The sequence below is a fragment of the Pedobacter sp. GQ55 genome (assembly GCF_059758925.1).
In genome coordinates this window covers 829441-855281 of the sequence record NZ_JCAXEI010000002.1, presented here as the reverse complement: position 1 = coordinate 855281, position 25841 = coordinate 829441, and the positions used below count along the sequence as shown (strand labels likewise).

16 protein-coding genes are annotated in these 25841 nt (G+C 40.4%); 11 read left to right on the top strand and 5 right to left on the bottom strand.

The window, feature by feature from the left end:
• Positions 1-8: 8 nt before the first annotated feature.
• The 11 genes from AC6CH7_RS08370 to AC6CH7_RS08320 all read left to right on the top strand — a co-directional run bounded on the left by AC6CH7_RS08370 (position 9) and on the right by AC6CH7_RS08320 (position 21376).
• The gene (locus AC6CH7_RS08370; protein WP_498262246.1) at positions 9-233 is read left to right on the top strand and encodes a helix-turn-helix domain-containing protein; all 225 of its coding nucleotides are present in this window, start codon (positions 9-11) and stop codon (positions 231-233) included.
• A gap of 159 nt (positions 234-392) precedes the next feature.
• A complete protein-coding gene (locus tag AC6CH7_RS08365; protein ID WP_498262245.1) occupies positions 393-740 on the top strand; it encodes a hypothetical protein in 348 nt (115 codons plus the stop codon).
• Between the two features lie 25 nt (positions 741-765).
• A complete protein-coding gene (locus tag AC6CH7_RS08360) occupies positions 766-1314 on the top strand; it encodes an OmpH/Skp family outer membrane protein (protein WP_498262244.1) in 549 nt (182 codons plus the stop codon).
• Positions 1311-1898 (top strand): hypothetical protein, encoded by a 588-nt coding sequence (locus AC6CH7_RS08355; protein ID WP_498262243.1) that lies wholly within the window; start codon positions 1311-1313, stop codon positions 1896-1898. The genes AC6CH7_RS08360 and AC6CH7_RS08355 overlap by 4 nt, the downstream gene beginning before the upstream one ends.
• An 11-nt stretch (positions 1899-1909) precedes the next feature.
• Positions 1910-7102 (top strand): hypothetical protein, encoded by a 5193-nt coding sequence (locus tag AC6CH7_RS08350; protein ID WP_498262242.1) that lies wholly within the window; start codon positions 1910-1912, stop codon positions 7100-7102.
• A gap of 11 nt (positions 7103-7113) precedes the next feature.
• Complete coding sequence (locus AC6CH7_RS08345; protein WP_498262241.1) at positions 7114-7449, top strand: hypothetical protein; 336 nt, start codon at positions 7114-7116, stop codon at positions 7447-7449.
• 33 nt (positions 7450-7482) lie between these two features.
• A complete protein-coding gene (locus tag AC6CH7_RS08340; RefSeq protein WP_498262240.1) occupies positions 7483-13050 on the top strand; it encodes an RHS repeat-associated core domain-containing protein in 5568 nt (1855 codons plus the stop codon).
• 9 nt (positions 13051-13059) lie between these two features.
• A complete protein-coding gene (locus AC6CH7_RS08335; protein ID WP_498262239.1) occupies positions 13060-13314 on the top strand; it encodes a hypothetical protein in 255 nt (84 codons plus the stop codon).
• A 1879-nt stretch (positions 13315-15193) separates the two neighbouring features.
• Entirely contained in the window at positions 15194-18304 is a 3111-nt protein-coding gene (locus AC6CH7_RS08330) for a TonB-dependent receptor (protein ID WP_498262238.1), read from the top strand.
• A 43-nt stretch (positions 18305-18347) separates the two neighbouring features.
• The gene (locus AC6CH7_RS08325; protein ID WP_498262237.1) at positions 18348-19682 is read left to right on the top strand and encodes an alkaline phosphatase family protein; all 1335 of its coding nucleotides are present in this window, start codon (positions 18348-18350) and stop codon (positions 19680-19682) included.
• A gap of 473 nt (positions 19683-20155) precedes the next feature.
• A complete protein-coding gene (locus AC6CH7_RS08320; protein ID WP_498262236.1) occupies positions 20156-21376 on the top strand; it encodes an ABC transporter permease in 1221 nt (406 codons plus the stop codon).
• Positions 21377-21382: 6 nt separating this feature from the next.
• Here AC6CH7_RS08320 and AC6CH7_RS08315 read toward each other — a convergent pair whose 3' ends face one another.
• The 5 genes from AC6CH7_RS08315 to AC6CH7_RS08295 are packed head-to-tail and all read right to left on the bottom strand — an operon-like array spanning position 21383 to position 25841.
• Positions 21383-21928 carry a YfiT family bacillithiol transferase gene (locus AC6CH7_RS08315; protein ID WP_498262235.1) on the bottom strand — a complete coding sequence of 182 codons (546 nt, stop codon included), beginning with the start codon at positions 21926-21928 and terminating at the stop codon, positions 21383-21385.
• Between the two features lie 29 nt (positions 21929-21957).
• Entirely contained in the window at positions 21958-23046 is a 1089-nt protein-coding gene (locus AC6CH7_RS08310; RefSeq protein ID WP_498262234.1) for a winged helix DNA-binding domain-containing protein, read from the bottom strand.
• Between the two features lie 18 nt (positions 23047-23064).
• Positions 23065-24015 (bottom strand): hypothetical protein, encoded by a 951-nt coding sequence (locus AC6CH7_RS08305; RefSeq protein ID WP_498262233.1) that lies wholly within the window; start codon positions 24013-24015, stop codon positions 23065-23067.
• Positions 24016-24063: 48 nt separating this feature from the next.
• Positions 24064-25293 carry a hypothetical protein gene (locus AC6CH7_RS08300; protein ID WP_498262232.1) on the bottom strand — a complete coding sequence of 410 codons (1230 nt, stop codon included), beginning with the start codon at positions 25291-25293 and terminating at the stop codon, positions 24064-24066.
• Positions 25290-25841, bottom strand: a complete 552-nt coding sequence (locus tag AC6CH7_RS08295) for an RNA polymerase sigma factor (protein WP_498262231.1) — start codon at positions 25839-25841, stop codon at positions 25290-25292. The genes AC6CH7_RS08300 and AC6CH7_RS08295 overlap by 4 nt, the downstream gene beginning before the upstream one ends.

The window sequence follows — 25841 nt, the reverse complement described above, 5'->3', positions numbered from 1 at the left end:
ATAGTAATATGGAAGATAAAATCTACTTGGAGCTTGCGGAGCTGATCCGCACAAAACGGAGGATAAAGAACCTCACGCAGGATTATATGGCAGCGAAGTTAGGTATTACCCAAACTGGATACTGCAAGATCGAATCGGGTAAAAGCAAATGTTCAGGACATAGATTGTTTCAGATTTTTGAACTGCTTGAATTCAATCCACCTGATTTTTTAAAACCGGATAGAAATTATTAGGTAAAATGAATTGTTTTAGCTCGATTTTTTAAAATATGACTGAAGGTCATATTTTATGACTATTGATCATGCTTTATGACTAGAGGTCATCCTTTTTTACTGGATTGATAAAAGTCTGATGATTAGGTTTGTAATAAGGTGAATGTAAATATCTAAATGATGAAAAAGCTCAAAATTATATTACCGGTAATACTATCGTTATGCACTTTTGCCTGTTTGGGTTTAAGTGCACAAGAGACTGATAAAAGCATGCAAAATTCGCGAGCAAACTTTTTAAGTAAAAAGTTTAGTTTAACTGCAACTGAAGCAATGAGCATAGTTGTATTTATGGATTCCACAACACAGGCTATGAACAAGGTTTTTCACGATTCTACCCTGACTTCTGAAGTGAAAATAATGCGGCTGAAAAATCTGGAAAAAGCCAGAAGAGCCAAAATGAAGCGAATTATCTCCAAAAACCCTGATGCACTTCTCTCTCAGGATCAGAAAAGACGAGGAGATTATTAATAACAATTAAATATCTGAATTAGCTATGAAAGTTTTGAAAAGTCCGTTTCTGAATCTGGCCCTGTTACTCCTGGTTTTGATTTTGTTTTTTAACAGTTTTTTTCAAGGTGAGAAAATTGCCTATGTGGAATCAAACAAGCTCCTTACTGAATATAAAGCATCAGAGCAAGCAAAGAAGGTGTATGAGGAAAAATCCAAGGCCTGGCAATCCAATATCGATACGCTGACTAAGGAGATCCAACAGGAAATAAAGAACTATGAAAAGACTGTGTCTAAAATCTCAAGTGCTGAGAAAGTTAAGTCGAGAAAACTTATTGATGAAAAAAGGAAACAGTTATATCAGTATCAACAGAGTATACAAGGAAATGCTCAGCAGGAATATGCTAAGGCAACGCAGCCCGTGGTCACTAAGATTAATGACTTCCTTTTGAAATATGGTAAAGATCACAATTACACGATGATCCTGATTGCGAATCCTTCCGGCACTATTGCTTATGCAAAAGACCATTTGGATATCACCGATGCAGTTTTAAAAGAAATGAACGATCAATATCAAAAAGATTTAAAGAAATGAAAGGACTGGTGACTTCAAGCCTTATTCTCTTGATGAGTTTCGTAAGTGGCTGTACACAGGATATCCATAGCAGAGAAGGATTCTTTAAGTATGTCAAAGACAAAGATAACGGTTTGTTGCAAGAGGTTAAGAAATTTGATGTTCTTACCTCTGCCACCTATGTTCCTGCTCGAATTATCTACAATAATAATCGGAATCTTCAAAAAAATAGTGATTTGAGCTCAGGCAAATCTTCTAAGATTTGTTTCATTATAAGTTTTTCGAGGAATGGAAAAGAATTATTGAGTCAGCTGGACTTGAATGTTTACAGCGATGTACTTCAAACGTTGTCATTTCAAATGATGCCACTGGTATCCTTAAAAATGGATGACGAACATACTATTTCTCCAGCCGATTGCTTGTTTCAGCAAACTTATGGTCTTTCACCTGCGAACGAACTCCTTCTGGTTTTCGATTCCGATGAAATAAAAGCTTCAAAAAAATATAGTTTAACAATTGAGGACTTCGGTGTAGGATTAGGAGAACTGGAATATAATTTTTTAAGAAGTGACATTGATCGACTTAATAAAGCACTGAAAATTTAAATACATGCGCTATGAAATTTAGGTATAAATCAAAAATAAGCCGGATAGTTTCTCTATCTCTGCTCTTCTGTTTTCTGAACCAGGTGTTTACACCTTCTGTGGTGTATGCGCTTACGTCAGGGCCGACATCACCTGAAGCAACGAGTTTTGAGCCAGTGGACACGACTGATATGGTAAATCCTTTAACTGGCGATTTTGTATATAACCTCCCTTTAATGGAAGTGCCTGGACCTGAAGGAGGGTATCCATTAACATTATCATATCATGGAGGTCTCCAACCAAATGAAGATGCAAGTTGGGTAGGATTAGGATGGTCCTTAAATCCTGGTGCTATAAACAGAAGTGTAAATGGTTTTCCTGATGATTGGCTTGGAGCACAAGCGAGCAGACGTGATTATTGGGTAGGGGGTGTCAAAAAGAAAACTAGCATAGGTGTAAATATACCAATATTCGGCAATATTGGTTCAGCTTCATTTGGTTTGTCATTTTCAAACGATACTTATGCCGGGAGAAGTTGGGGCTGGAACGCTGGAGCCGGCATCGGGTTTGAAGGTTCTCCGTTTTCCATAGGTGCGGGAATAGGTGTTAGTGCTGATAACGGTGATTTTTACGCTTATGGTCAAGTCGGTGCTACAAAAGGGCCCTTTTCATTGGCGATAGGAATAAGTACACAAGGCCCGTATGCCAGTGCATCTTTGACAGCAAGTACAAATGGCAAGGGTTTTAATGTATCAGGTGGATTGAACTTATCTACGAATTTTCAATCTCTAAATGTTGGGATTGGTGCAAATCTGAGCTACAGCACTCAGGACATCTCGAAGTCATCGAATGGTCCGACTCCAAGCATGAATGTTGCAGGTTTTACGGCATCAGTTAACAGTTCGAAACAAGGAAATATCAGGACAAGCACCAGTTCAGTATCAGTTGATCTGCTTTTAGTATCTTATAGCCGAGAGAAAACGCGGTACTGGTCTGACGAACAGCAGGAATCTGAGATTTTTGGCGGCCTGCACCAAGTAACTTCTTCCTATCAAGAGGTGCCGGACAATTATGCCTATGATAACTATTCTTTTGCAGACGAGAATCTAAATGGTATCGATAATCCTGATCCTAATAAAATACAAGGAGGGGCACTACCTAGCTATGATTCATACCAGGTTACTGCTCAAGGTCTCGGTGGTACAATGAGGCCTTATGCCTTTGAAGCTATTACGATTAACCAAAACCGTTGGGAAATGGTTAATCCTACAACAAATGTTCAGACTGTCAAATATTACTCTAATTTTTATGGTGATTACCCGGAATTCAGATTTGATAATGATTTTTCAAATAATTATTTGCAAAGCTATGGAGACTATCCAAACGTGAATAATGAAATCTATATTTGGGACCCTCCTTTTTCTGGACCAACCCCAATAGACGGCGATTGGTACAATGGGGGAGGTTCTAGTAATTTGCTTGCAGGATCCAGAGATATAAATTACTATGTCACCACTCCTAGCGGTACAGTACATAATTATGATAATAAATTTATAACACCAGTTGTAATGGGCTTAAACCGAAGGGCTCACACTTATCAATCTGAATTAAATAATCACATTGCTGGATTTTCTATTACCAATTCCAATGGAATTACTTATCATTATAACTTGCCGGCTTACGCTTACGATGAAGAAATGTATCAAGAAAATACGGCATATTCTCCTGGAGATATGTTCAACCGGCAGAGGAAGCGCGAGGGGTATGCATATACCTGGCATTTAACGGCGATTACGGGCCCGGATTATGTGGACCGGGGTACGATTGGACAGGTTGATGCATCTGATTATGGCTATTGGGTTAGTTTCGAATACGGAAAGTGGTCGGATCAATATTGCTGGAGAAACCCTTCCGAAGGCTATCAAACTGATGACGACAGTCAGTTTAGAACGGTGGGCATGGGCAAAAGAGAAATCTATTATCTCAATACCGTTCGAACAAGATCTCATGTCGCACTATTTGAAAAGGACATCAGAAAGGATGCAAAAGGCGCCTCTTCTGAAATTTTTAATACAAACAGTGACAAAAATTATACGAACAATGGCCTTTATAATATCAATTCCACCATTTCTATGCGGTTGGATAAAATTTATTTACTTAATGCCTCAGACGCTAGTTTTGTCACTACGTCATCTGCTTCCAACAATTATATAACCAATGGACGAACAGTAGCTTGCACCGGGTGCGAATTAGAAAATAATATCTTAGATAGGTATGATGTCGGTGTCGTTGGTCGGGCAAATCTGGAAGCGAAAGCCATCAGGGTTATTGACTTGAACTATGATTATTCGCTCGCAAAGGCTACAGCTAATAGCTTCGAGATGTATTCTACTGGTACCAAAGAGGGGAAACTGACATTAAAGTCGGTAAAATTTAGGGGAAAAGGGGGTGTTAGTTTATTGCCATCAACTGATTTTGACTATGAACTGGATCCTTCTGAAAGCAAATCTTTTACAGGAACACTATCGTCGAATTCATTTACCGGATCCAGTACAGCTTTTAACGTCGGTGACTTATTAGCTAATGCTAGTACTGGGGCATTTTACGGGGTAGTCATAGCTAAAGGTAGTCCAGCTGGGGGGAATTCGACTTATACCTTAAAAAATAGTACCTATAGTGGAGGTGCTATAACTGTTACATTAAAGACTACTAAGAATCCGCCATATAATAAAGAATTTTACGATTTGTGGGGGATGTATAAGGCTGATTATAGCTACACCAACAACAACAATCTAGACAGGTTAACTACACCTGTTTCAAATATGTCTTCCGATGTATGGTCACTTAGGAAAGTCACTACAGGATTGGGAGCAGAAGTGAAAATAAAATATGAAGGAGATACTTACAGTAAGAGCGTACTAAATGAATCGAGGCCATTTCAGATTAGTAATTTCACAAATGTGGGTAGTTATGATTACCAGTTTAATATCACTAATTCGAACATCCCAAATTTAAATGAGCTGTTTAGAATCGGGGATAACATTAGCCTAATAACGATGATGTGGAGTACACCAGGATATTCACCTTTAAATTCAGATGATTATCCTGCTCCTGTTGTTACAGCGATAAATGGTAACCAACTAAGTATAAGGGTTTCTCCTGCGCATCATCAAGCCTTAACTGGCCACACGAGTTTTATTGCGGGTAATGTTGGCTTTTCTGCGATGACCAGGAAGTTCGGTGGTGGTGTCAGGGTTAAGAGTTTAGTAATTGATGATTTGTTTGGTGTCAGGGCCTCTACAAATTACAATTACAATCAAATTAATAATGGGATTGACAGCCAGATATCGTCAGGAGTGACTTCTTATGAGCCAGTTTCTGTCGATAAGACCAGTTCCCTGCCATCGGGAAGCGAGAATAGCTACCGGATAAAACTGTATCAGGACATGAATCGGCTGCTATCCTTGTCCAGAGAAGTTCCAGGTCCTGGAGTAATGTATGAAAATTTAAATGTTGAGACTGAAGTATTTGATAATGCAGGTATTTCAAATGGTAAAATTGCTGGGAGTAAGACAATGGAATTTGAAGTCTTTAGGGATAATATGATTGGAAAGCAGGATGTGACTGCGCCAAGATCTGCAGTCAGGTATCCCGGTGCAAATTATTATACCAGAAATCTTGTTTTGAAAAAACTTGTTTCAGGTATAGGTTCTTTGAAACGTGTTATTAGCTATGATGATAAAGGTCAGAAGATCAATGAAACCATTAATCATTATCTGAGTGACGGATTAGAACATTTAAAACATGCTGATTTTATGAAGGCATATGAGAATAGATTAGTTAACTATAAAAAACAAGGGTTGCTAAAAGAAAGGTATGCTGAGGCAAAGTCAGTTTGGACGGGCAGCGGAGCCAATTATCATGTTAAGGCAACACTTACCGCACGTGAGAATTTTCCGAATGTGCAAACTGGTCAAACTGTTATTGATTACGTTACAGATGTTAGACGTAGCACGGTGAATGAGGAATTTGATTTTTACAGCGGAGCTGGAGTAAAAACAGTAACTACAGATTCCTATGGAAATCGCTATATGGACGAAACAATTCCAGCCTACAAAAAGTATACCGAAATGGGACTCAAAACCTTTGGCGGTACTAATAAACATATGCTTGCACAAGAAACGGCATCCTATAGGTACAAAGTTGATGCAACGAATCAGAAACAGGGGCTGATTGGAGCAAATGTGTCAACCTGGGCAGTAGATGTTCCAGTCCTAGATCCGGTAGGTACGGCAATAGTTCAAAACAATGCATCAACAAATGGTAAAGTCTGGCGGAAGAAGGCGATTTATTCATGGATGCCAGCCGGTCAGTCTGCAAACGGCATTACGCCTATTGGAAGTGTTACGGCCTTTGACTGGACTACGCCGGGTTCTTCAGGTTTAGGGTGGCTGAAGATTTTTGAAAACACCTTGTTTGATGTGTACTCAAAACCACTGGAAGATAAGAACATGAATAATTTATATTCTGCTTTGCGTATGGGATTCAATAATACTAAAATTGTCGCAACTTCAAGTCCGGCAAGTTATTATGAGATGGCTTATTCAGGCGCTGAAGACAGTATGTCTGGATCCGGAATGACAGTAGGCGACGGGTCTATTTCCTCAAGCTTTGCGCATACAGGGACGAAAAGTATTGCGTTGCCTTCTAATGGTGGCCAGATATTTAAATATACAGCGCCTCTTTCTAAGTTGGATCCAGTACGAAGGGATTACTTTATTTCTGCCTGGGTAACGGGTGCAAATATTACTCAAATAGGTAAAGCAAGATTATATTACAGCATTGATGGGGGATCGCCCGTTTATGGCGGCACAACCCTTCAAAAGGTGGCTGCTGGATGGTATCTGATCGAAATGCAGATCCCTGCCTCTATCATCACCACTGGTATGACTAGCATCTCTGTTGGATGTTCCAATTTAACCGGTGGGGGTACATTGTATTTTGATGATTTCAGGTTCCAACCTTTTAATGCGGGAATGGTTTCTTATGTATATGATACATTTAGTGGCGAACTAACGCATATATTGGATAACAACAATCTCTACGTGAAATACGAGTATGACGCTGCAGGAAGATTGATTAAAGTCTATAGAGAAACGCTGGGTAAGGCTGTTGTACCTAAGGTCAAAGATATACAATACAACTACAGAAGAACTAATCTTTAAATATACATGCCATGATATATCTAAAAGCTTTATTGAGCATAGTAATAGTTGGGTTTGCAGTAAATGGCTTCGCTCAAGGGCCAAAAAAGCAAAATCAAACCAAACTCTACCGTACAATGTTACAGATCGATTCTTCTAAGGCTGATACAGTATGGCAAATTCAGGACAGCTATAAAGCTAACTTAAGCTTGATAATGGCGGATACAACTTTACATGGAATAAGGAGAGAAAGGAAAATTCATGCACTTATGAATAGTAGAAATGAAAAGTTAAAAAGGCATTTAAGTGAAGTACAATTAAAAAAGATCATTTCACCTACGGAACGTATCACTGATAACAATAGGTAAGAATTAGTACAGGAAAAATTTAAATCATATGCTATGAAAAGATTAATGCTAAGCATTTCACTAGGATTTGTAATGGCTTTATTAAGCATGTCTTCCCTTGCGCAAACCGGTGCCTCATTGTCGACAGCCATTTATATTGGCAGTTACAACTCTATTGGCGGGCCTACTTTTAGCAATGTTGGGAATAATTTGAGTTATAATGGTATTACATACACGAATAGTATGGGGCAAACGAGCCCTGAAGTGTATTATCGTTTTGTTGTCACGAGTCCGGCTATGCTGGATTTCTCGCTTTGCTCCAGCACCTTCGACACTTACATACATATTCTGAATTCCGTTGGTGGTATCATCACCTATCAGGATGATTCTCCAGATTGCGGCACAAAATCCCATTTGACATATACTTTAAATCCGGGTACTTATTACTTAGTTGTTGAAGGATATGGTAGCTCTACCGGAGATTTCAATTTGGTTGTTAATTCTCTCAACTCGGGTGGAAGTAACTCAGCTCCATCAATTAATTATCCTGCTACAAATATTTTAGCCGTTGGTTCTTTAGCTAGTATTGTTCCTGGTAATACAGGTGGAACTGTTGGAGGAAGTAGTGCAGTTACCTCAACGTTTGCTACAGGCATGTACAATCCATTAAATACTGCCTGTGATGCTTCTGGGAATGTGTATGTTGCTGATGCAGGAAATCATCAGGTGAAGAAGATCAGCTCACTTGGTGTCGTAACTGTATTGGCGGGCGCTGGGTATGCAGGATACGCAGATGGGACAGGTACTTCTGCGGTCTTTCAGCATCCTTCTGCACTAACATTAGATGCTTCTGGAAACGTTTATGTGTCCGATCAGCAAAACCACAGAATTCGTAAAATTACTCCTGCAGGTGTAGTAACAACACTGGCGGGTAGCGGTAGCGCCAGCTTTGCTGATGGCACAGGGACGGCCGCGAGTTTTAGCAGCCCGACAGGTCTGGCATTAGATGGAACAGGCAATTTGTATGTTGCAGACTATTCCAATAACAGAATTAGGAAGATTACGACGGCGGGAGTGGTAACAACATATGCCGGAACTGGTACAGCAGGGATGACCAATGGTGCAGCGCTATCTTCTACATTTAGAAATCCGATGGGACTGGCCTTTGACGCAGCGGGTAATTTATTTGTGGCGGATCGTATAAATCATGTTGTAAGAAAAATCACTACCTCAGGTGCTGTTTCAACTCTTGCGGGTAGTGGTACGGCTGGGTTTGCAGAAGGCACTGGTACTTCAGCCATGTTCAATGAGGCAAATGCTGTGGCGGTTGACGCTGCTGGAAGTGTATACCTCGTGGATCGGATGAATAACCGGATCAGGAAGATTACTTCAGCTGGCGTTGTTACTACCTTGGCTGGAAATGGCACAGCAGGTACAGTAAATGGCTCAGGATCTGTTGTAAGTTTCAATTCACCTTATGGAATTAGCATAGATGCTGCAAAAGCAAATCTATATGTAGCGGAGAACGGCGCAAATGTAATTCGCAAAATATCCTTGTCTGGTGGCGGATATACAATTTCTCCATCGCTACCTGCGGGTTTGTCTTGGAATGCAAGCACAGGGATCGTTAGTGGAATTCCCACTACTGTAACTGCTGCAACTACTTATACCGTGACCGCTACAAATTCGGAGGGTAGCAGTACAGCAACTTTTACTATTCGGGTTGTATCCAGCTTAGACCCGTACATCAACTCTATACAAACAAAATCTTACGATGATGATGGGGTCCAAACAGGTGAGAGTAAATCGTACTTTAGTGATAACGGAAAATCAATCCAATCGCAGGTTAAAAATATCTCAGCCAATCAGGTTCTTGCTTCTGAAGCTTTATATGATGCTTTAGGCCGTTCTACAGGTTCCACACTGGCTGCGCCTATTAACGGTACCCAATTGAGTTACAAATCAAATTTTATCACCAGCACCAATGGTAACAAATATAACTACCGGAATTTTGATGGGAGTAAGACTAATGCTCCCGATGCAGTCGGCAATACAACGACTGGTACATTAGGTTGGTATTACAGCAACAATAATACGTTAGAGCCTTATGTGCCGGCAACCTCATATCCTTATAGTCGGACAACCTTTTACAATGACGGAACAGGTGGTGCCAAAAAGCAGGCTAATGTTGGCGAAGTACATAAAATGGGTACTGGATATCAAAGTTCATCGAATACTACAGGGGTGGTAAATGAACTGGATTTTTACAATCAGTTGCGGATTAAGTTTTTCCCGGAGTCTCAGGTGGGAACCCGAAATTCATTGATCGGTAATGGAATGCTGGAAGTAGCGCAGGACGTAAACGGCGTACAAATAGTTAGTGTTACAGATCTGGAAGGAAGATTGTTAATGACCGCAAAACCAACCACAAACGGCGGATTGATTGTCACCAATACAGTGACGATCTCTAACCAGGCTGGTTACGAATATGAAATCAATTGGAATGAGAATGGGGTTACGCCTTCTTATGCCCCATATATACGTGTAAATGGAGGTTATATCGAGGTTCTTAAAAGTACCAATAACTGGGTTTCTTCGACATCTGTTTATAGTGGCACTGCAGTGGGGTATAACTCGGCAGGCAGTACTCAGGGAAAATACAAGGTTCTATCATCTGCACCATTTAAAGTTACTTTCCAGGTTCCGGCGAATAACATAGAGACCTCTGTTTGTAAAGCATGTAATGCCAAATTGTCGTCTGATACAAAAGATCCGATCCATTATTTCCGATTACTCAATCCTAATACTACGATAAACATATTGGGAACAGGTTGGAAAATTTACAATATGTCTGGTGACGAGCAGGAAGTGGGGACAATGGGTTCCCCAGTATTGCTTCCTTCCGGTTATTATAAGGTAAGTATCCCTGAGACAGGTAATTCTACTATTAGTTATTCTAATGCCTACTCAGATATTAGCTATAATTTTTATAACCAGCTTGGGCAATTGATAGGAAGTATTGCTCCTTCGGGTGTCAATGCGGTTCTAGCCAATGGCGTGAATGGTTATCCTACGTTCGCGAATATTCCTTTTAGTACTACTTATGAATATGATCTAAAAGGGAGACAAATAGCCAACACTCAGACGGATGCCGGCAGAACCGAATTTATTTATAGACAAGATGGCAACATTAGATTTAGTCAAAATACTTTACAGCGTAACGCTAGTCCTAAACGGTTTTCTTATTCTAATTATGATAGATGGGGAAGACCTATAGAATCTGGGGAGTTTGTGGAAACTGCGACCATTACTTTCGCCCTGGCTAAAACAAATGTAACGTTACAGGAAAGCGTTGCTACCGATGGAGGGCTTACTGGTGGTACAAAACAAGGGTGGGTCAAGTCTTACTATGATGTTGCCAATAGTACCCATGGGATTTCGGGATATACACAAAATGTAGCACAATTAAGGGGGGGAGTAAGCTGGACAGAAAATGCCGGGGGTAGTAAAATCTGGTATAACTATGACGGAGAAGGTAGGTTAGCATGGACAATTCGCGCTGTTCCTGGCCTGGGAAATAAGACTATTGATTATAGCTATGATGGCAAAGGAAATGCATCTGTAGTTGATTTTCAGAAAAATACTGCCGCTGAACGATTTACGCATGAATATAGTTACGATGCCGATAACCGACTCATCACTGTTTATACGACCGCTGCGACATCCGGACGAAAACTACAGGCTAAGTATTATTACTATTTGCATGGGCCGTTGAAGCGGGTAGAATTAGGGAATAATCTGCAGGGGATTGATTATGTATACACCGCTCAAGGTCTTTTAAAAAGTATTAACCATTCAACAGAGGCAAACGATCCTGGTAAAGATGGAGTGGTAAACAGTTTCAGTACAGACGTATTTGGCGAAACTTTAGAATACTTTAACGGAGACTATACGCGGAGCAGTACAAACATAACCAGTTTATCAACAGGAGGAACGGCAGATTACAGCAGTAACATTATGGGGCAAAGCTGGCGGAGCCAGAAACCCAATGCAGTTGTAGCTACTTATGGTGCTGCGGTTAATAACCCTGCAATGGCTACCTATGCATATAATGATAAGTATCAGTTTAGTAGCAATAAATTTGGAGCTCCAAATTTCGGGTCGAATAGCTTTACAGAGACGGTTAATGCGAATAAGGAATATGACCTGGCGTATGATGCAAATGGTAACATAACTACATTGAAACGTACTAACTCTGCGGGGACAAATACAGCTAATTATACTTATACTTATCTGACTAACACAAACAAATTGAGTTCTATCGGTGGTTACGCTACCTATACCTATGATGCTTTAGGTCAGATGGCGAGCCAGGTTCGTACGGCCGGTAGTCAGGGCTATTACGTAGATTACGATCTGAGAGGAAAGGTTACGGCGATCTACTCTAATGCAGCCAAGACTACACTTAGGGTATCTTTTGCATATGACGAGTCGGGCAATCGCGTAAGGAAGACAGATCATATTCTAAATCAGATTACTTACTATGTTTATGATGGCGCGGGGAATGTGCTGGCGGTTTATGATAATAAAGGCACTGCTATGCAGCAAAAAGAATTGCCCGTATATGCTGCATCAAGGCTCGGGGTTTATATGAAGGTAGCCAATAATTACCAATACGAGTTCACAGATCATCTGGGGAATGTCAGGGCGGTGATTAACGAGGTGAAACAAGGCAACGGTAAAGCTGATGTTGTTTATTATTCAGATTACTATCCGTACGGTAGCCCGCTTACTTTGGCAAACAATGATTACCGTTATGGATATCAGGGTCAATATGCAGAAGTAGATAAGGAAACTGGCTGGAACAATTTTGACCTAAGGATGTATGACCCTGCGATCGGCAGGTGGATGAGTACGGACCCATACGGGCAATATTATTCTCCCTATTTGGGAATGGGCAATAATCCCGTATCTTCAGTAGACCCGGATGGGGGGTATTCCTTATTTGGAGCAATAACCAGAAAATTTGGTGCGTGGATACGGGGTGAAAATCCTGGTGAAATATATCACAACGGAAATACTTGGGGTTTCCATACGGATGGTGATAAAGGCTTTGTAGGTCACTTTGCTGACGCCAAACCACTAAAGACACAATCGCAGATCGACCGGGCATACAATCTATTGTGGTACAAGAAGATGGGATACCCAATGTATAATGGGCAGCCCAAAGCTTCTGGTAGGGCAGAACCAAATTATTTCTTTGAAGAAATAGCAATTGGAGGAGCTGTTGGACGAGGTGTAGGTGCAGCGTATGAGGGGTTGACAAGCCGAACAATCTACCGTGTTGTAAGTAATGATGAAGCGATAGATATTTTCGCGCACGGATTTAGGCAAGCGCCAATAAGTACAGGCATTTCTGCTTATGAAGGAAAGTTATTTTGGACAAATATTGACGATGCCCGTTGGTTTCATAATTGGGCTGGAGAAGGTAATCAAATACTTAAAATTAAAGTAAATAAAAGTTTTATATTTGAAAACGGGACTGATGTTGGTAGACCATTTTATTTTGTATCGCCCGAAAAGTTGCCGAATTTTAATTCAGCTGTTAGGTCAATAAAATAACAATTTATAATGAATTTAACTAAAGGATATATCATTTGGGAAAGCTCTACAGTTCTTTTAAAAGAGCGCATTTTCTTATTCTGTTTTGGTGATAAATGTATGTCGGGTAAGGTAAGTAACATTGCAAAGTTGGATGGTAGGAATGAGTTTGAAATTGAGGTAGAGTTTATTCAACCGGATTATTTTTCAAATGAACTTATATCTGGAAATACCTTTACTATTAGGGAGGCTTCAAAGATTTTGGGAACAGGTAAAATAAAATGAAAATTGATTTGACATTTAAAAGGACTTATGAACTTGAAGTACTGAATGGGATAGGGTCAGAAGAAAGACATTATTTCCAATGGGATAACTGAAGGGTGGAAAAGATGAGTCGATTTTTAAAATAGTAGCGCATTATTGGAAAACTTGGGTCGGAATTTCGCATTTGGCGAGATTAGTAATAGAAGACTTCTGGAGTTTATACGACTCCAGATCCAGATAAATTTTGCATCGTTTCAAGGGGCAGCGGTTATGTTGTTTCTTTTAGAGACTCAGAGAATTTGTAGTTGGTAGATATAATACTAGTGATGAATATTCATTCAAACTAAGCACAAAATGTTTTGGTTTTTGACAATTTTAAAGGTTTATTGGCCTAGAATAAAAAAACTAATTAAATGATGTACTGAACAATTAACGTGTATATTTCGGAGATGGTGGTTCTTCCCCACTTTTTGGTGGCAAATAAATTTTAACGAAGGCTTTCTCAGAAAATAGACTTCAATAGAATGCTTATACATTGTCTGACGTTACCTAAATTTGTCAATCTCTGGTCTACCGCTGACCTAAGTCCGGGGATCACCCCCCGGACTTAGGTCAGCGGTTTTTCAAAATGAAGTGAGTAATGTAAAATCAATGGATTAAGTGTTCATTAAGGCTTGCTGGTGATTAAAGCCGTAGGATCCACTAATATATAGACAAGAATCTTGATCAATGTTAGCTCTAGCAAAAAACACAAAGGCACTACCGATATAATAAGATTGTATCAATTTAAAATACAGTTGCTTACAACAACAAATTATTTGTCTCTCGTATTTTTTTACCACCAAAAAGTGGGGAAGAACCAGATGGTAGACACTCCATTCCGGGCCAAACTGTGCACCCGAACTTCTGCCTTTAATTTCGGGAGGGATCTTAGCCTTTAGGCCAAATATATTCAAATCCCGAAGATTCAATCCTGCTCACTTCTTGGACAAGCTTTTTTGTTTTTAGCATTTTGATTGACAAGGGATAGCTCTTAAGGCAGTTTTTGTGATCTGAAGGGAGATTGTAACACCAATTTTTGATAAATCTGCTTGTCTGAAGAAGTATTCATATATGTGCTTCAGAATTTTGCAACGAAACGCAATTAGAGGCGCGCTAATTAATTTTGATGATCAAAATGGGATTCGGTCCATATCGGTTTTCGTGAAGTTAAAAACCGCTTAAAATGAGCCGAGAGGCCGTTTTTCAGCGAAATCGACTGATCATTTTGGACCGTAATATGAGCCCACATCCCTGGATATCAGACCCAAACCCATCGGTGGCAAAACTGAAGCACGTTTTATGGTTTTTAAAAGAAAAGAGATAGAAATTAAGTCTCATAAGAAAACACCTGTTTCTTTTTACACTGATACAGCTAATTTCAAAGTACGTTGATGTAATGAGTGGTAATTGTCCAACCGACGTTCGAAAAGTTATAAACTAAAAAGTGGCTTCAATCGTCAATTTAAGCATCCGTGTGTATATATACATCTAAAAAATTTTTCGTGGAGGTTCCCGTAAATGGTATGAAACATAATGATCAGGGCAGGGCTCTTAGAGGCGGGCCTACGCCTTTGCGGGAATTGATTTCAGGTAATGGATAAATTCTGTGTTGTCTGTAAATGCTGAAGGTGACTTCCAGCACTTGGTTTAATTTCCTTATACAAGGAGTAATAAGCTTATTATTTCTTAACCAAGCGGAAATATTGCCCATATAACTTTGCCGGAACAAAAAATCTAAGCGCAAGCAAATATGAATTATTTACTTCTACCATTTCACTTAACGAAAATGTCCAAACAAGAACGAACTTCAAAACTCAGCTCAATTCTAACTTGTTTAGCCTTGTTGCTTTTTACATCAATGTCAGCTTGGGCACAAGGTACCGAAGCTAACATTATAGGAAAAGTAACGGATGCCGACAAGCCGGTCCCTGGAGCATCCGTTTTAGTCAGAAACGAATCGACCGGTTTCAAGGTGAATACCACAACCAATGAAAAAGGGAGTTTTGTTTTTCCGCAGTTACCATTGGGTTCCCCTTATTCCATCACCGTAACTTACGTCGGCTATACCGAGCAAAAGAAAGCTGGCTATACGCTTAACTACGGTGACGAGCTGGTGGTGAACTTTACCCTGACATCGGCTGCAAACGGATTGCAGGAGGTGGTGATCCAGGGCAGTAGTAATTTAAAAAATGCCATTAAAAATCTAGGCGCATCTACATCCGTTACTGCGACAGAACTAACCAAATTGCCCGTAAATGGAAGGAATTTTTCTACGCTGATCGACTTATCGCCCGTAAGTAATGGCAGTAGCCTGGCGGGCCAGCTAGCCTCTTCTACCAACTATACCGTAGATGGAATGACCTCCAGAAGTACCATCGCCGGGGGCAATAGTGGCGGCGCCTATTCCATTTCCATGGAAGCCATCCGCGAGTTTAAAGTCGTAACTAACGAATACGATGTAACCAACGGAAGAAGCGGTGGTGGTAGCATTACCACGGTAACGAAATCCGGTACAAACACCCTCACGGGAAGCGCATTTACTTTTGCACGTACCAACTGGTTGTCGAGCAATTATAACCTGAACGGTACAAAACGCAGCCAGGAATTCTCGACTACGCAATATGGTTTCTCTTTAGGCGGACCGATCATTAAAGATAAAGCGCACTTTTTTGTGGTTTGGGATCACCAGGCCGATTCACGCCCGCTATACATTGCCGACATTCAAAATGCAGTAGATGTGGGCCGGTACAAAGTGACGCAGCAAACCCTGGATGAATTCACCCGGATATCCAGAGAAAAGTATGGATTTAGCGGCAACGCACTATTTGGTGCTTTTGATAAAAAGAAAGCCACGGATGCCGCATTTGCCCGTTTCGACTGGCAAATTAATCCTAAAAACCTGCTTACCATTCGTAACAACTTCATCTATGATCTGGATGATCAGCAGGAAGGTGACAATACCGGCATCAATGCCTTCGAATCTTTTGTGAACCGGAAAAACGTAAACAACAGTCTGATGGCCTCTCTTCGTACTTCCATCAATTCGAAGCTGACTAACGAATTAAAAGTACAGCACTTTTATGAAAGTACGGATGTAATGCACAATGTGGAGGGCATTGGAGCCAATCAAAGTATTCCCCGCGCCATTGTAGAAAACGTGGCGTCGAAAGATGGGGAAAGCACTTACTTCAATTCCATTCAAATGGGTGGTCAGCGTTTTGCCCCGGAATGGTTTAAAGGGAACGTCGTTCAGTTGGTGAATAATATTTACTACAACACGGATAAAGTTAAATACACCCTTGGCGCAGACATCATGTATACGGATATGAACTTCCGTTACGGTAGCGAGATGAATGGCCGTTTTTACTTTGCCGGCTTGGAAAACTATGAAAACAAGACGCCATACCGTTATGCACGGGATGTGTATATGACTGATGAAGAAAATACGAAAGTAAATAACCTGGCTACCGGCTTGTATGGACAAATGGAAACCAGACTGGCCACAGGACTGGATCTGGTCGCGGGTATCCGTCTGGACAATACACGCTATCTTCGGAAAGCAAACTTTAATCAGGTGGTATATGATGAGCTGGGCATTTCTACCGAGAATGGCATCAACACTTTTCAGATTCAGCCACGCGTGCAGTTCAACTGGAATGTAGGTGATCAAGGAAAAAACATCATCCGCTTTGGTGGTGGTATTTTCGGATCGAACCTAAACCCTTACTCCATGTTAAACAACATGTTGTTTGATGGAACACGTATTGCTGGTGTTGATATTACTGACCCGGCACTAATACCGGCTGCTGACTTCGCAAAATTCCGTAATGATCCAACAACCGCACCAGGCCGCGATTTGATCAACAATCCCAACATACAGCAATTGGTAACCATCAATACCAACAGCGCTGATATTAAAGTACCTACTGCTTATAAAGCTAATTTTTCCATCAACCACTTCTTTAGTCCGGCACTACGTGTTGGCATTAGCGCTTATGGCACCTGGGGCCGCAACAACTACATGTATGTCGACAAGAATATGGTGGATGAACCCTATTTCAGAATTGCTGCAGAAGGTAACAGAGGCGTATATGTACCGGCAAGCTCTATAAAAGCCTCTAACGGTGCTGCTAACTGGGTAAATGGACGTAAGACAAATAAGATAGGCCGTGTGCTGGAAATGAACAGCGAGGGCAGGGTGAACTCTTATACATTTGTGGTAGACGGAACCTACCGCTATTACAAGGATGGACAAATTTCCGCTTCGTACACCTGGAACGACACACGCGACAATACTTCCTATAATGGAAATGTGGCCAATTCCGCTACACTGTCACTAATGGTAAAGGATGATCCACGGAATTTAAGCACCATGAGTTATGCAGATAACCAGTTTCGCCATAAAGCAGTATTTTATGGTACGGCACCAAGTTTTTATGGCGTTACGGTTGGGCTTCGCTTCAGTGGTATTGCAGGCACAAGATACTCGCTTGCTGTAGGTGGAAATATGAATGGGGATTTTGTATCTTCCAATGACCTGGCCTATATTTATAATCCTAATGACCCAAATACGCCTGCCTACTTGAGTAATGGCATCAAAGCGATTTTGGATAACCCGGAAGCAGAGCAAAGTGTTAAAGACTATATAAATAATAACTTAGGTAAGGTTGCAGAACGTAATGGTGGTGAGAACAGCTTCTACGGTGTTTTCGACCTGCGCCTGGCTAAGAAATTCAAGATGTACAAATCGCACGGTATTGAAGCTTCTGTTGATATTTTCAACCTGGCCAATATGCTGAAGAAAGATTGGGGTGTTGGTCACAATTTAGGCAAACAAAATATCTATAGCTTGAAAAGCTTCGATCCGCAAGCCTTGCAATACACCTACAACATGAACGCGACTACCGGCGTGTCTAACCTGAATGGTAATCCTTACCAGGTGCAGCTGGGTCTACGTTATTCATTTTAATAACCAAACACTTTAATTGGAATTTTATAATATCAATCAAAATATGAAAAAGGTGCTTATTGCATTAGGTTTATTCATTGCCAGCGTATCTGCTTCACAGGCACAGCAGGCGCATGTCGTATTAATCACTGTAGACGGGTTTCGCCCCGAATTCTATAAGGACCCCTCCTGGGGAATGGTACACTTGCGCCAGGCGATGGCTAATGGAAGTTATAGCGACGGTGTACGTGGCGTATTTCCTTCAGTAACTTACCCATCCCATACCACCATTGTAACCGGTGTAAAACCAATTAAACATGGTATTTACTATAATACACCGCCTGAGCCTCAAGGAACTACGGGCCGTTGGAATTGGGAATATGATTCCGTAAAAGTGCCTTCGATCTGGAGCGCAGCAAAGGCTGCCGGACTGAGCACTGCCTGCGTGATGTGGCCGGTAACAGTAAACGGCCCCATAACCTACCGGATTCCGGAATACTGGTTTTTACCGAAAGAAAAAGGGGGTAAAAATGACTATGCAGGCGGCATGGCAAAAGAGGCTTTTCCTGCTGGTTTGTATGAGGAGATACAAGAAAATGTTGGTGGGAAAATGGCCAACGATTACTTCAGTTCAGATGTAAACAACGCAAGGATGACCGCTTACCTGCTTATGAAATACAAACCAAGCTTTACCGCAGTACACCTTGCCGATGTAGACCACTATGAACATGAACAGGGCCGGGATGGTGATAAGGTTCGCTCAGCAGTAGCATTGGCAGATCAGGCCATAAAGACCATCCTTGACGCTGTAGAAAAGGCCGGAATTAGTGAGAGCACGACAGTTATTGTAACCGGTGATCATGGCTTTGTAGACATCCACACGCAACTAAATCCAAATGTATTGCTGGCGAAAGCAGGCTTACAGGACAATGCCAATAAAGCAAACTGGAAAGCATTTTTTCATAGCAGTGGAGGTTCTACCTTTTTACACCTAAAGGACAAAAATGACAAACAAAGTTTGGCTAAGGTAAGAGCGGCATTAAAAGCTATGCCAGAAGGACAACAGAAACTCTTCAGAATCGTGGACCGCGCGGAACTGGATGAAGTAGGTGCCGATCCGACAGTGGCGCTCGCGCTTGCTCCGGTGCAGGGCGTAACCTTTGGTGGCAGTACTGAAGGAGAAGTGATGCGCGCAGTAAAAGGTGGCACACATGGTTATTTTCCGGATTTTAAGGAGATTGAAACAGGTTTTGTGGCTTTTGGAAAAGGCATTCAGAAAAATGTGGTCATACGCCAAATGGGGTTGGAAGATATAGCACCGCTTATTGCGCATTTATTAAAGATCAAATTTCCTTCGGCTGATGGGGTTCTTTACCCAGGGTTATTGGAAAAAGAGTAATAGTTGTTTTTTTAAAAGAGGCGATCACACGTGAACGCCTCTTTTTTAAGGATTAATATATCACCTTTTGCAACAGCCACAACTGATTTTACAAAAATAATACAGAAAGTTTGGCCTGAAAGCAGCTCCTAACCTAAAAACTGCCCCTTTGCCCGAAATCAAGGGGCAGTTTGGTGTGGAATAAGGTGTTAGTTTAAGGAAGATTGAAAAAGGATTACATCAGGCGTTGCACCATATCCTTTTATGCATTAACGAATAAACAGAATATTAATGAAATAAAAATTGCATTTTTGCAACCAGAAATGCAAGTGAAAAAAGAGACAAAAATCATAAAAAAAGAGACAAAATGTATCTTTTAGAAAAGATTTTGGAATTTACAAAAGCCATTTAGGTGTATTTTAACGCGGTTTTTTCTTTTTTTATTGCCTTTTTAAGATAAGCATTTTTGCTAAGTTACAATTTATTGCAAGAGGTTGAATACAGAATATTTCATAGCAGGGCGCATAGCAGTAAAATCTGAGCGCACATTCTCAAAACTAATAGTTCGTATTGCTATAGCAGGGGTAATGCTCAGTCTTGCTGTAATGATGCTTTCTGTTGCGATTATTAAAGGCTTTAAAAGCGAGATACAGGAAAAAGTAAGAGGTTACATTGGCGATGTAAGGATCTTTAAGTTCGATCTTAACAATTCATTTGAGCTGTCGCCCTTTGTACCTGAACCAGAAACTATAGCCAAGCTCAAAAGCAATCCCGATATCGAATATTTTCAAGCCTATGCTACAAAACCAGCCATCATTTCTGCTAATGATGAAGTTGAAGGCATAAACTTTAAAGGCATAGATAAAACCTTTAACTGGGATTATATACGTAAACATCTGGTAAGCGGAACAGTTATAAACTTTGCCGATAGTGCAGCCGCCACAAAGCAGATCATGATATCTCAATTTACTGCCAATCGCCTTAAACTAAAAACAGGTGACGACTTTATCATGCACTTTGTACAGGATCCTCCCCGCAGGCGACCATTTAAAATAGTAGGAATTTATGATATCGGTGTAGAAGAGATCGACAAAGGCTTTGTAATGGGCGACCTTAATCTGATCCGCCGTTTAAACAATTGGAAACCTAATGAAATAGGAGGGATAGAGATCCGAATTAAGAATTTTGCCAATCTAAAAACCGTTTCAACAAACATTTACACAGAACTGGAAACAAAGCTGAAGTCAGAATCCGTTCAAGACTATTTTCCGGCAATTTTTACCTGGCTATCCCTATTAGATGTAAACACAAAAATTATCCTTGCATTAATGATGGTAGTAGGCGTAATCAATATGATTACCGCTTTATTGATCATGATACTGGAACGGACCAATATGATCGGTATGCTAAAAACTTTCGGTATGACTGATTTTAGTGTGATGAAAATATTCCTCTATAATGCCCTTTACCTGGTAGGAATCGGGGTTATACTGGGCAATGTTCTGGGGCTGGGCTTAGCTTATCTGCAAACCCATACTCATATTTTTAAATTAGATCAAACGTCTTATTACCTCGCATATGTGCCAATTGAAATACAATTTACCGATGTGCTGCTACTAAACATCTCTACAATTGTAATCTGCTTTGTGGTACTTATTATACCATCATTGTTGGTGAGCAGGATAAGTCCATTAAAAGCAATCAGGTTTAAATAGAAACGATTACTTCCAGCCTAGCCGCTTTTTTAACTCTGTAATATGAGCAAGATGATGACGGCAATGCCAGTCATACAAACCGGTATTTTCGTTGATTTTTATACTTCTGCCTCGTTCAGGATGTATAAAATCCCTTTCCAGTTCTTCTGCACTAAGTGAATTCAGTAGAAACACCCACCGCTGATGCAGCCCTTCTAATATCCTCAGGCTCGATTCAATCGACAACCCCTCGCTATCTGCAAGTTCAGCCCATCTTTCTTCATAATAGGCTTTAATTAAAGGACTATCTTCCGTCAAAGCCCATTTAAGTCTTATCTGGCTGTTCATATGGCTGTCGGCACAATGATGAACCACCTGCCTGACAGTCCAGCCTCCGGGTCTGTAAGGAGTGTCTAGCTGTGCATCGGTAAAATGAGCTACCTCTTTCCTTAAAACTTCAGGAAACGAAGCAATAGTAGCAATATAGCCATCCAATAAAGCTTTAGTGATTTGAGCAGGTAGCTCAAACTTTCCAATCGGGTAACGTAGTTTTTCTAACTCAGTTGAAGTCATTTTTGTGGTCTATTTATATCTAATGCAAATCATTCACTACTGTCGGTAAACTTAACAAATCTGTCTACCGCTTTCTTAACGGCCTCTGATTTTACTTTACTTAATTCCCTAAAAAGATACGTCTCAACAATTACAGATTTGCCTTTTATAGTCCTTTTCCACGTTCCCTCAATTATGCCATCAACAATAACCATTCTGTCGAACACAGGGTTATTCTTCCTAAACTCAGTGGTTAACTTTATCGGATTAAATATCGCAGCGCGATCAATGTATCCTATACCATACTCATCGTAATCGGGCATAAGGAAACTCTTTTGAACCTTTTTGGCTAAGGAAGTATCCAAGGCTAGTTCTAATGTTTCCCTTTTTAGCAGGTATTCATTACTATGAAATACCTCTTTGATAAATACTTTACTATCTAGCATGGCACCAGCCTTTTTCGCATCGGTAATGGTTAGGCCAGACCACACTGAGAAATCTTTAAGCGTTGCAGGCCCTCTGCTTGTAAAGTATCGTTCGGCTAGCAATAATAAAGCCTCATCTTTATCTATAGATATCGCGGTTGATGCTCTTTCATCAAACAAAGCATAAGTAAATTGTTTGCCTTCCCGCCTGCCGCTACATACCAAACAGTCCATTTCTGCATTCATCATTACGTGGCCCATTTGTCTTCCATTTAAACTGATCTCATTATTTTGAAGCAGATCACTTAATGCAAGCCGGGTAAGCTGATGGCCACCGGTTAATGCCTTACCAATAATATCATTGCATCTGTTAAAAAGTTTACCGTCAAGTTCAAGCTCCCTTTCGTAATAAGCCATGGCTTTACGAATTCTGGGGGCAGTAAGCTCAAGCAACCATCTAATGTCTTCTGGAGTTGCAAAATGCCAGGTAGGTCGAAGCAAATGAGTTCTTAATATCTGGCCATCATTAAAGGCTTTTTCTACGTCCGCATCAGTAACATTGTTTAACCGCAAACCGATTGCCCATTTCGACATCGCATATTCCTGCGCCTGCATGGCCACCATCCAGCTTACAATTTCCTGAGGAGTAGTAAACGAAGTTTTGGCAATCTGCTGATTAAAGAGCCGGTAATTAATAATATCAGAAACATTCATATAGTGACGTGTACGATGTTAATTCTCGCAGGCCAATAAATTAGATTGCCCTAAACGCTGACAACCCCTGCTTGCAGGCACGGCAACCATACCAACAGGCATATAATTTACAGTTGCAATTGTTTTAGGAACATAGATAACCACTTCCGTTCTGGTATAAGAATGAGGCAGGTATTTAATATAATAACCATCAGGATGCAAACCCCATATCCCTCTCGGGAAATCTGTATCTGGAACAGCACTACCACTAAGCATGGCCAATTGTTCAATCTGATCGTACGATGAATTGGCTTGATATAACAACCCTCTCATCTTATTCTCAATCTCTACAATAGTTTTGGCAGGCTCAGGTAGGTTGGCAGTTATTTTTAGCATCGCTTCGCTTGATAAATAGTCCATTATGCTGCTGCTTAAGCCCGACAATTCATTTTTGTTAAGCAATTTAGCCGCTACCAGCTGAAGATCAGGCGAGAGCTTGCTGAAGTTAGTTTTTGCAATTATCGCCCATAAAAGCAATTGCACTTTGCTTTGTTCAATTTCAGGGTGCTGCTCCCAATTTGCGATAAGGGTTCTGGCAATCGTTTCTTTTGGGCCCGCCAAAGGTGCATACAAATAGCCATCTCCATTACCCGGGCCATGAGTACCCGCTTTTAAGCAAAAGCTTTTAAAAGTTCCGGTATAAAAGCCCGGTTTTAAAGTAAAGCCCTGTGCCGATGTATAGCTTGAGGTTAAGTCACAAAGTTTCTTTTTTACAGAGTCGGTGCCAAAGTCTACAGGCATTGTTTCCTTCTTGTTGCAGTCGTCAAAGTTGGTGGTTATAGGATCGCTTTGAAGTAGCTTAAGTTGTTTGTTATTAAGGATGTTACCTGCGGCGTTGTTTAACGCATCTTTTAATTTGCCGAATTGCGCATTGGCATTAACACAACAAACCAGCAATAGCAAGGTCAGGATTGGAGAGGTCTTTTTCATATAGATGTAATTTAAGATAGATGGTAAATCTACTATCAAATTTAACAACTATTTCTTGCCACCCAAACTTAATTTCAGGTTCAGACCAGCAGTATTTATTTTGATGTTTTTGTCGCCATAACCGCGCAGCGAGGGTTTAAAGAAAGGCTCAAAAGTTAACGTAGTGCTTTTTCCAAGCGACTGATTAATCCCTATGGCAAAAATGGCACTATTAGCAAAGTCAAATCCCTTAAAATTGCTTTCTTCAGTTTTTCCTTTAAAGTCTGAATAACTATTTGAATAAGGGTTAAAGCCACTTATGGAACTGGAATATTTCTGATTGAGGTAGGTGCTTGAATTTAGGCCTGTAGAAAGATAGTACTTGCCGCTTTTTCCGGGGTAAAATTTAACAGCCACAGGAATATCTATATTTAGAAATCGTGCGTCTAATTTAGTACCATTTGCCCCCACTACATAACCGTTCATAAGGGCAGCATCTGCTGCACCGCTCGACAAGTTAGATAATGATGAGGGCACGGAGCTCTGATAAGTAATGTTGGTTTCACTAATGCCGGCGCCCATAGAAACGTATACATTCTTATTGATCCGAATGTTAGCATTGAAACCCGCACCTGCATTTACTTTTACCGGATTATCTGCGTAATAATTTAAAAACGTAGCTGTATAAACATCAAACAATGCATTTTTTTTATCTTCTCTGGCTTTTTTACCAGCCGATGCTAGTACAGATTTGTTTTCTTTTTCGTTCTCTTTTTGTAAAAACTCAAGTATTGTAGGTTTAGTGTTTTTTACACTATCGGGCTTAGCGCTAACAACATTTGCAAGCAGATTGATGCTGTCTCTGTCAGGCTCCTTGCTGTTTAGGGTTGTATCGGTAATCTTAACAGGTATTAGCTGTTTTTCCTCCAAGCTGACTGGTGCAATTCCTTTAACAATTTTTGCAGATACAATGCTTTTATCAAAAGAATTAATCTCCTTATTGGCGGCCGTATCTAAATTGCTGTCGGGTTTTTGAGGTGCTACAGGATTGGCTTTTGTGATATTGTTTTGCTCCGTAACATCCTTTACAGAATCATTATTATAAGTGTTAAATAATAACATCCCAGCTATCAATAAAGATGCAGCGATACCCGATAACCAAAGGTAAAGCGGTTTATGGCTGCTTTTTGGAGGGAAATCTTTTCTAAGTTCAGCCCAGCCATAATCTGCCCCTTCAGTATCAAATTCTTCGAAAACTGCCTTAATATGATTGCTGAATTTATCGTCTAACGTGTTCATATTTTTATAAGGTCACTTTGTATTAATTTTTGCAATGCCTGTTTCGCCCGGGTAAGGTAAGTTCTCGATGAGCTTTCGGGTATATTTAGCATCAGACCAATCTCTTTATGTGAATAGCCATCAATTTCATACAGGTTAAAAACTACATGATGCGTTTCCGGAAGTTGTTTCATTAAGTTCAAAATGTCAGCTGCCGAGAGTTTTTCAATGGCAGATGGATACATAGTTTGCTGAAACACCTCTGGGATTTCGCTATCATGAATGTATTTTAAGTTCTTTCTTTTACTATCGAGAGCGGTATTAACCAATATTTTTCTAAACCAAGGTTTAAATTCTAAATCATCTTTAAAAGTATAGAGCGCGTTAAATGCTTTAATAAAAGCGTCATTTACCACCACCAAAGCATCATCTTTATTAATAAGGTAGCGCATGGCAACGCCCATTGCATAGGCGTAAAAGCGCTTATACAACATTTCCTGGTGCTTTAGGTCGCCCTTTTTACACTCCTTAATTAACTCAGCATCTGAGGCGTTATGTTTGATAGACAT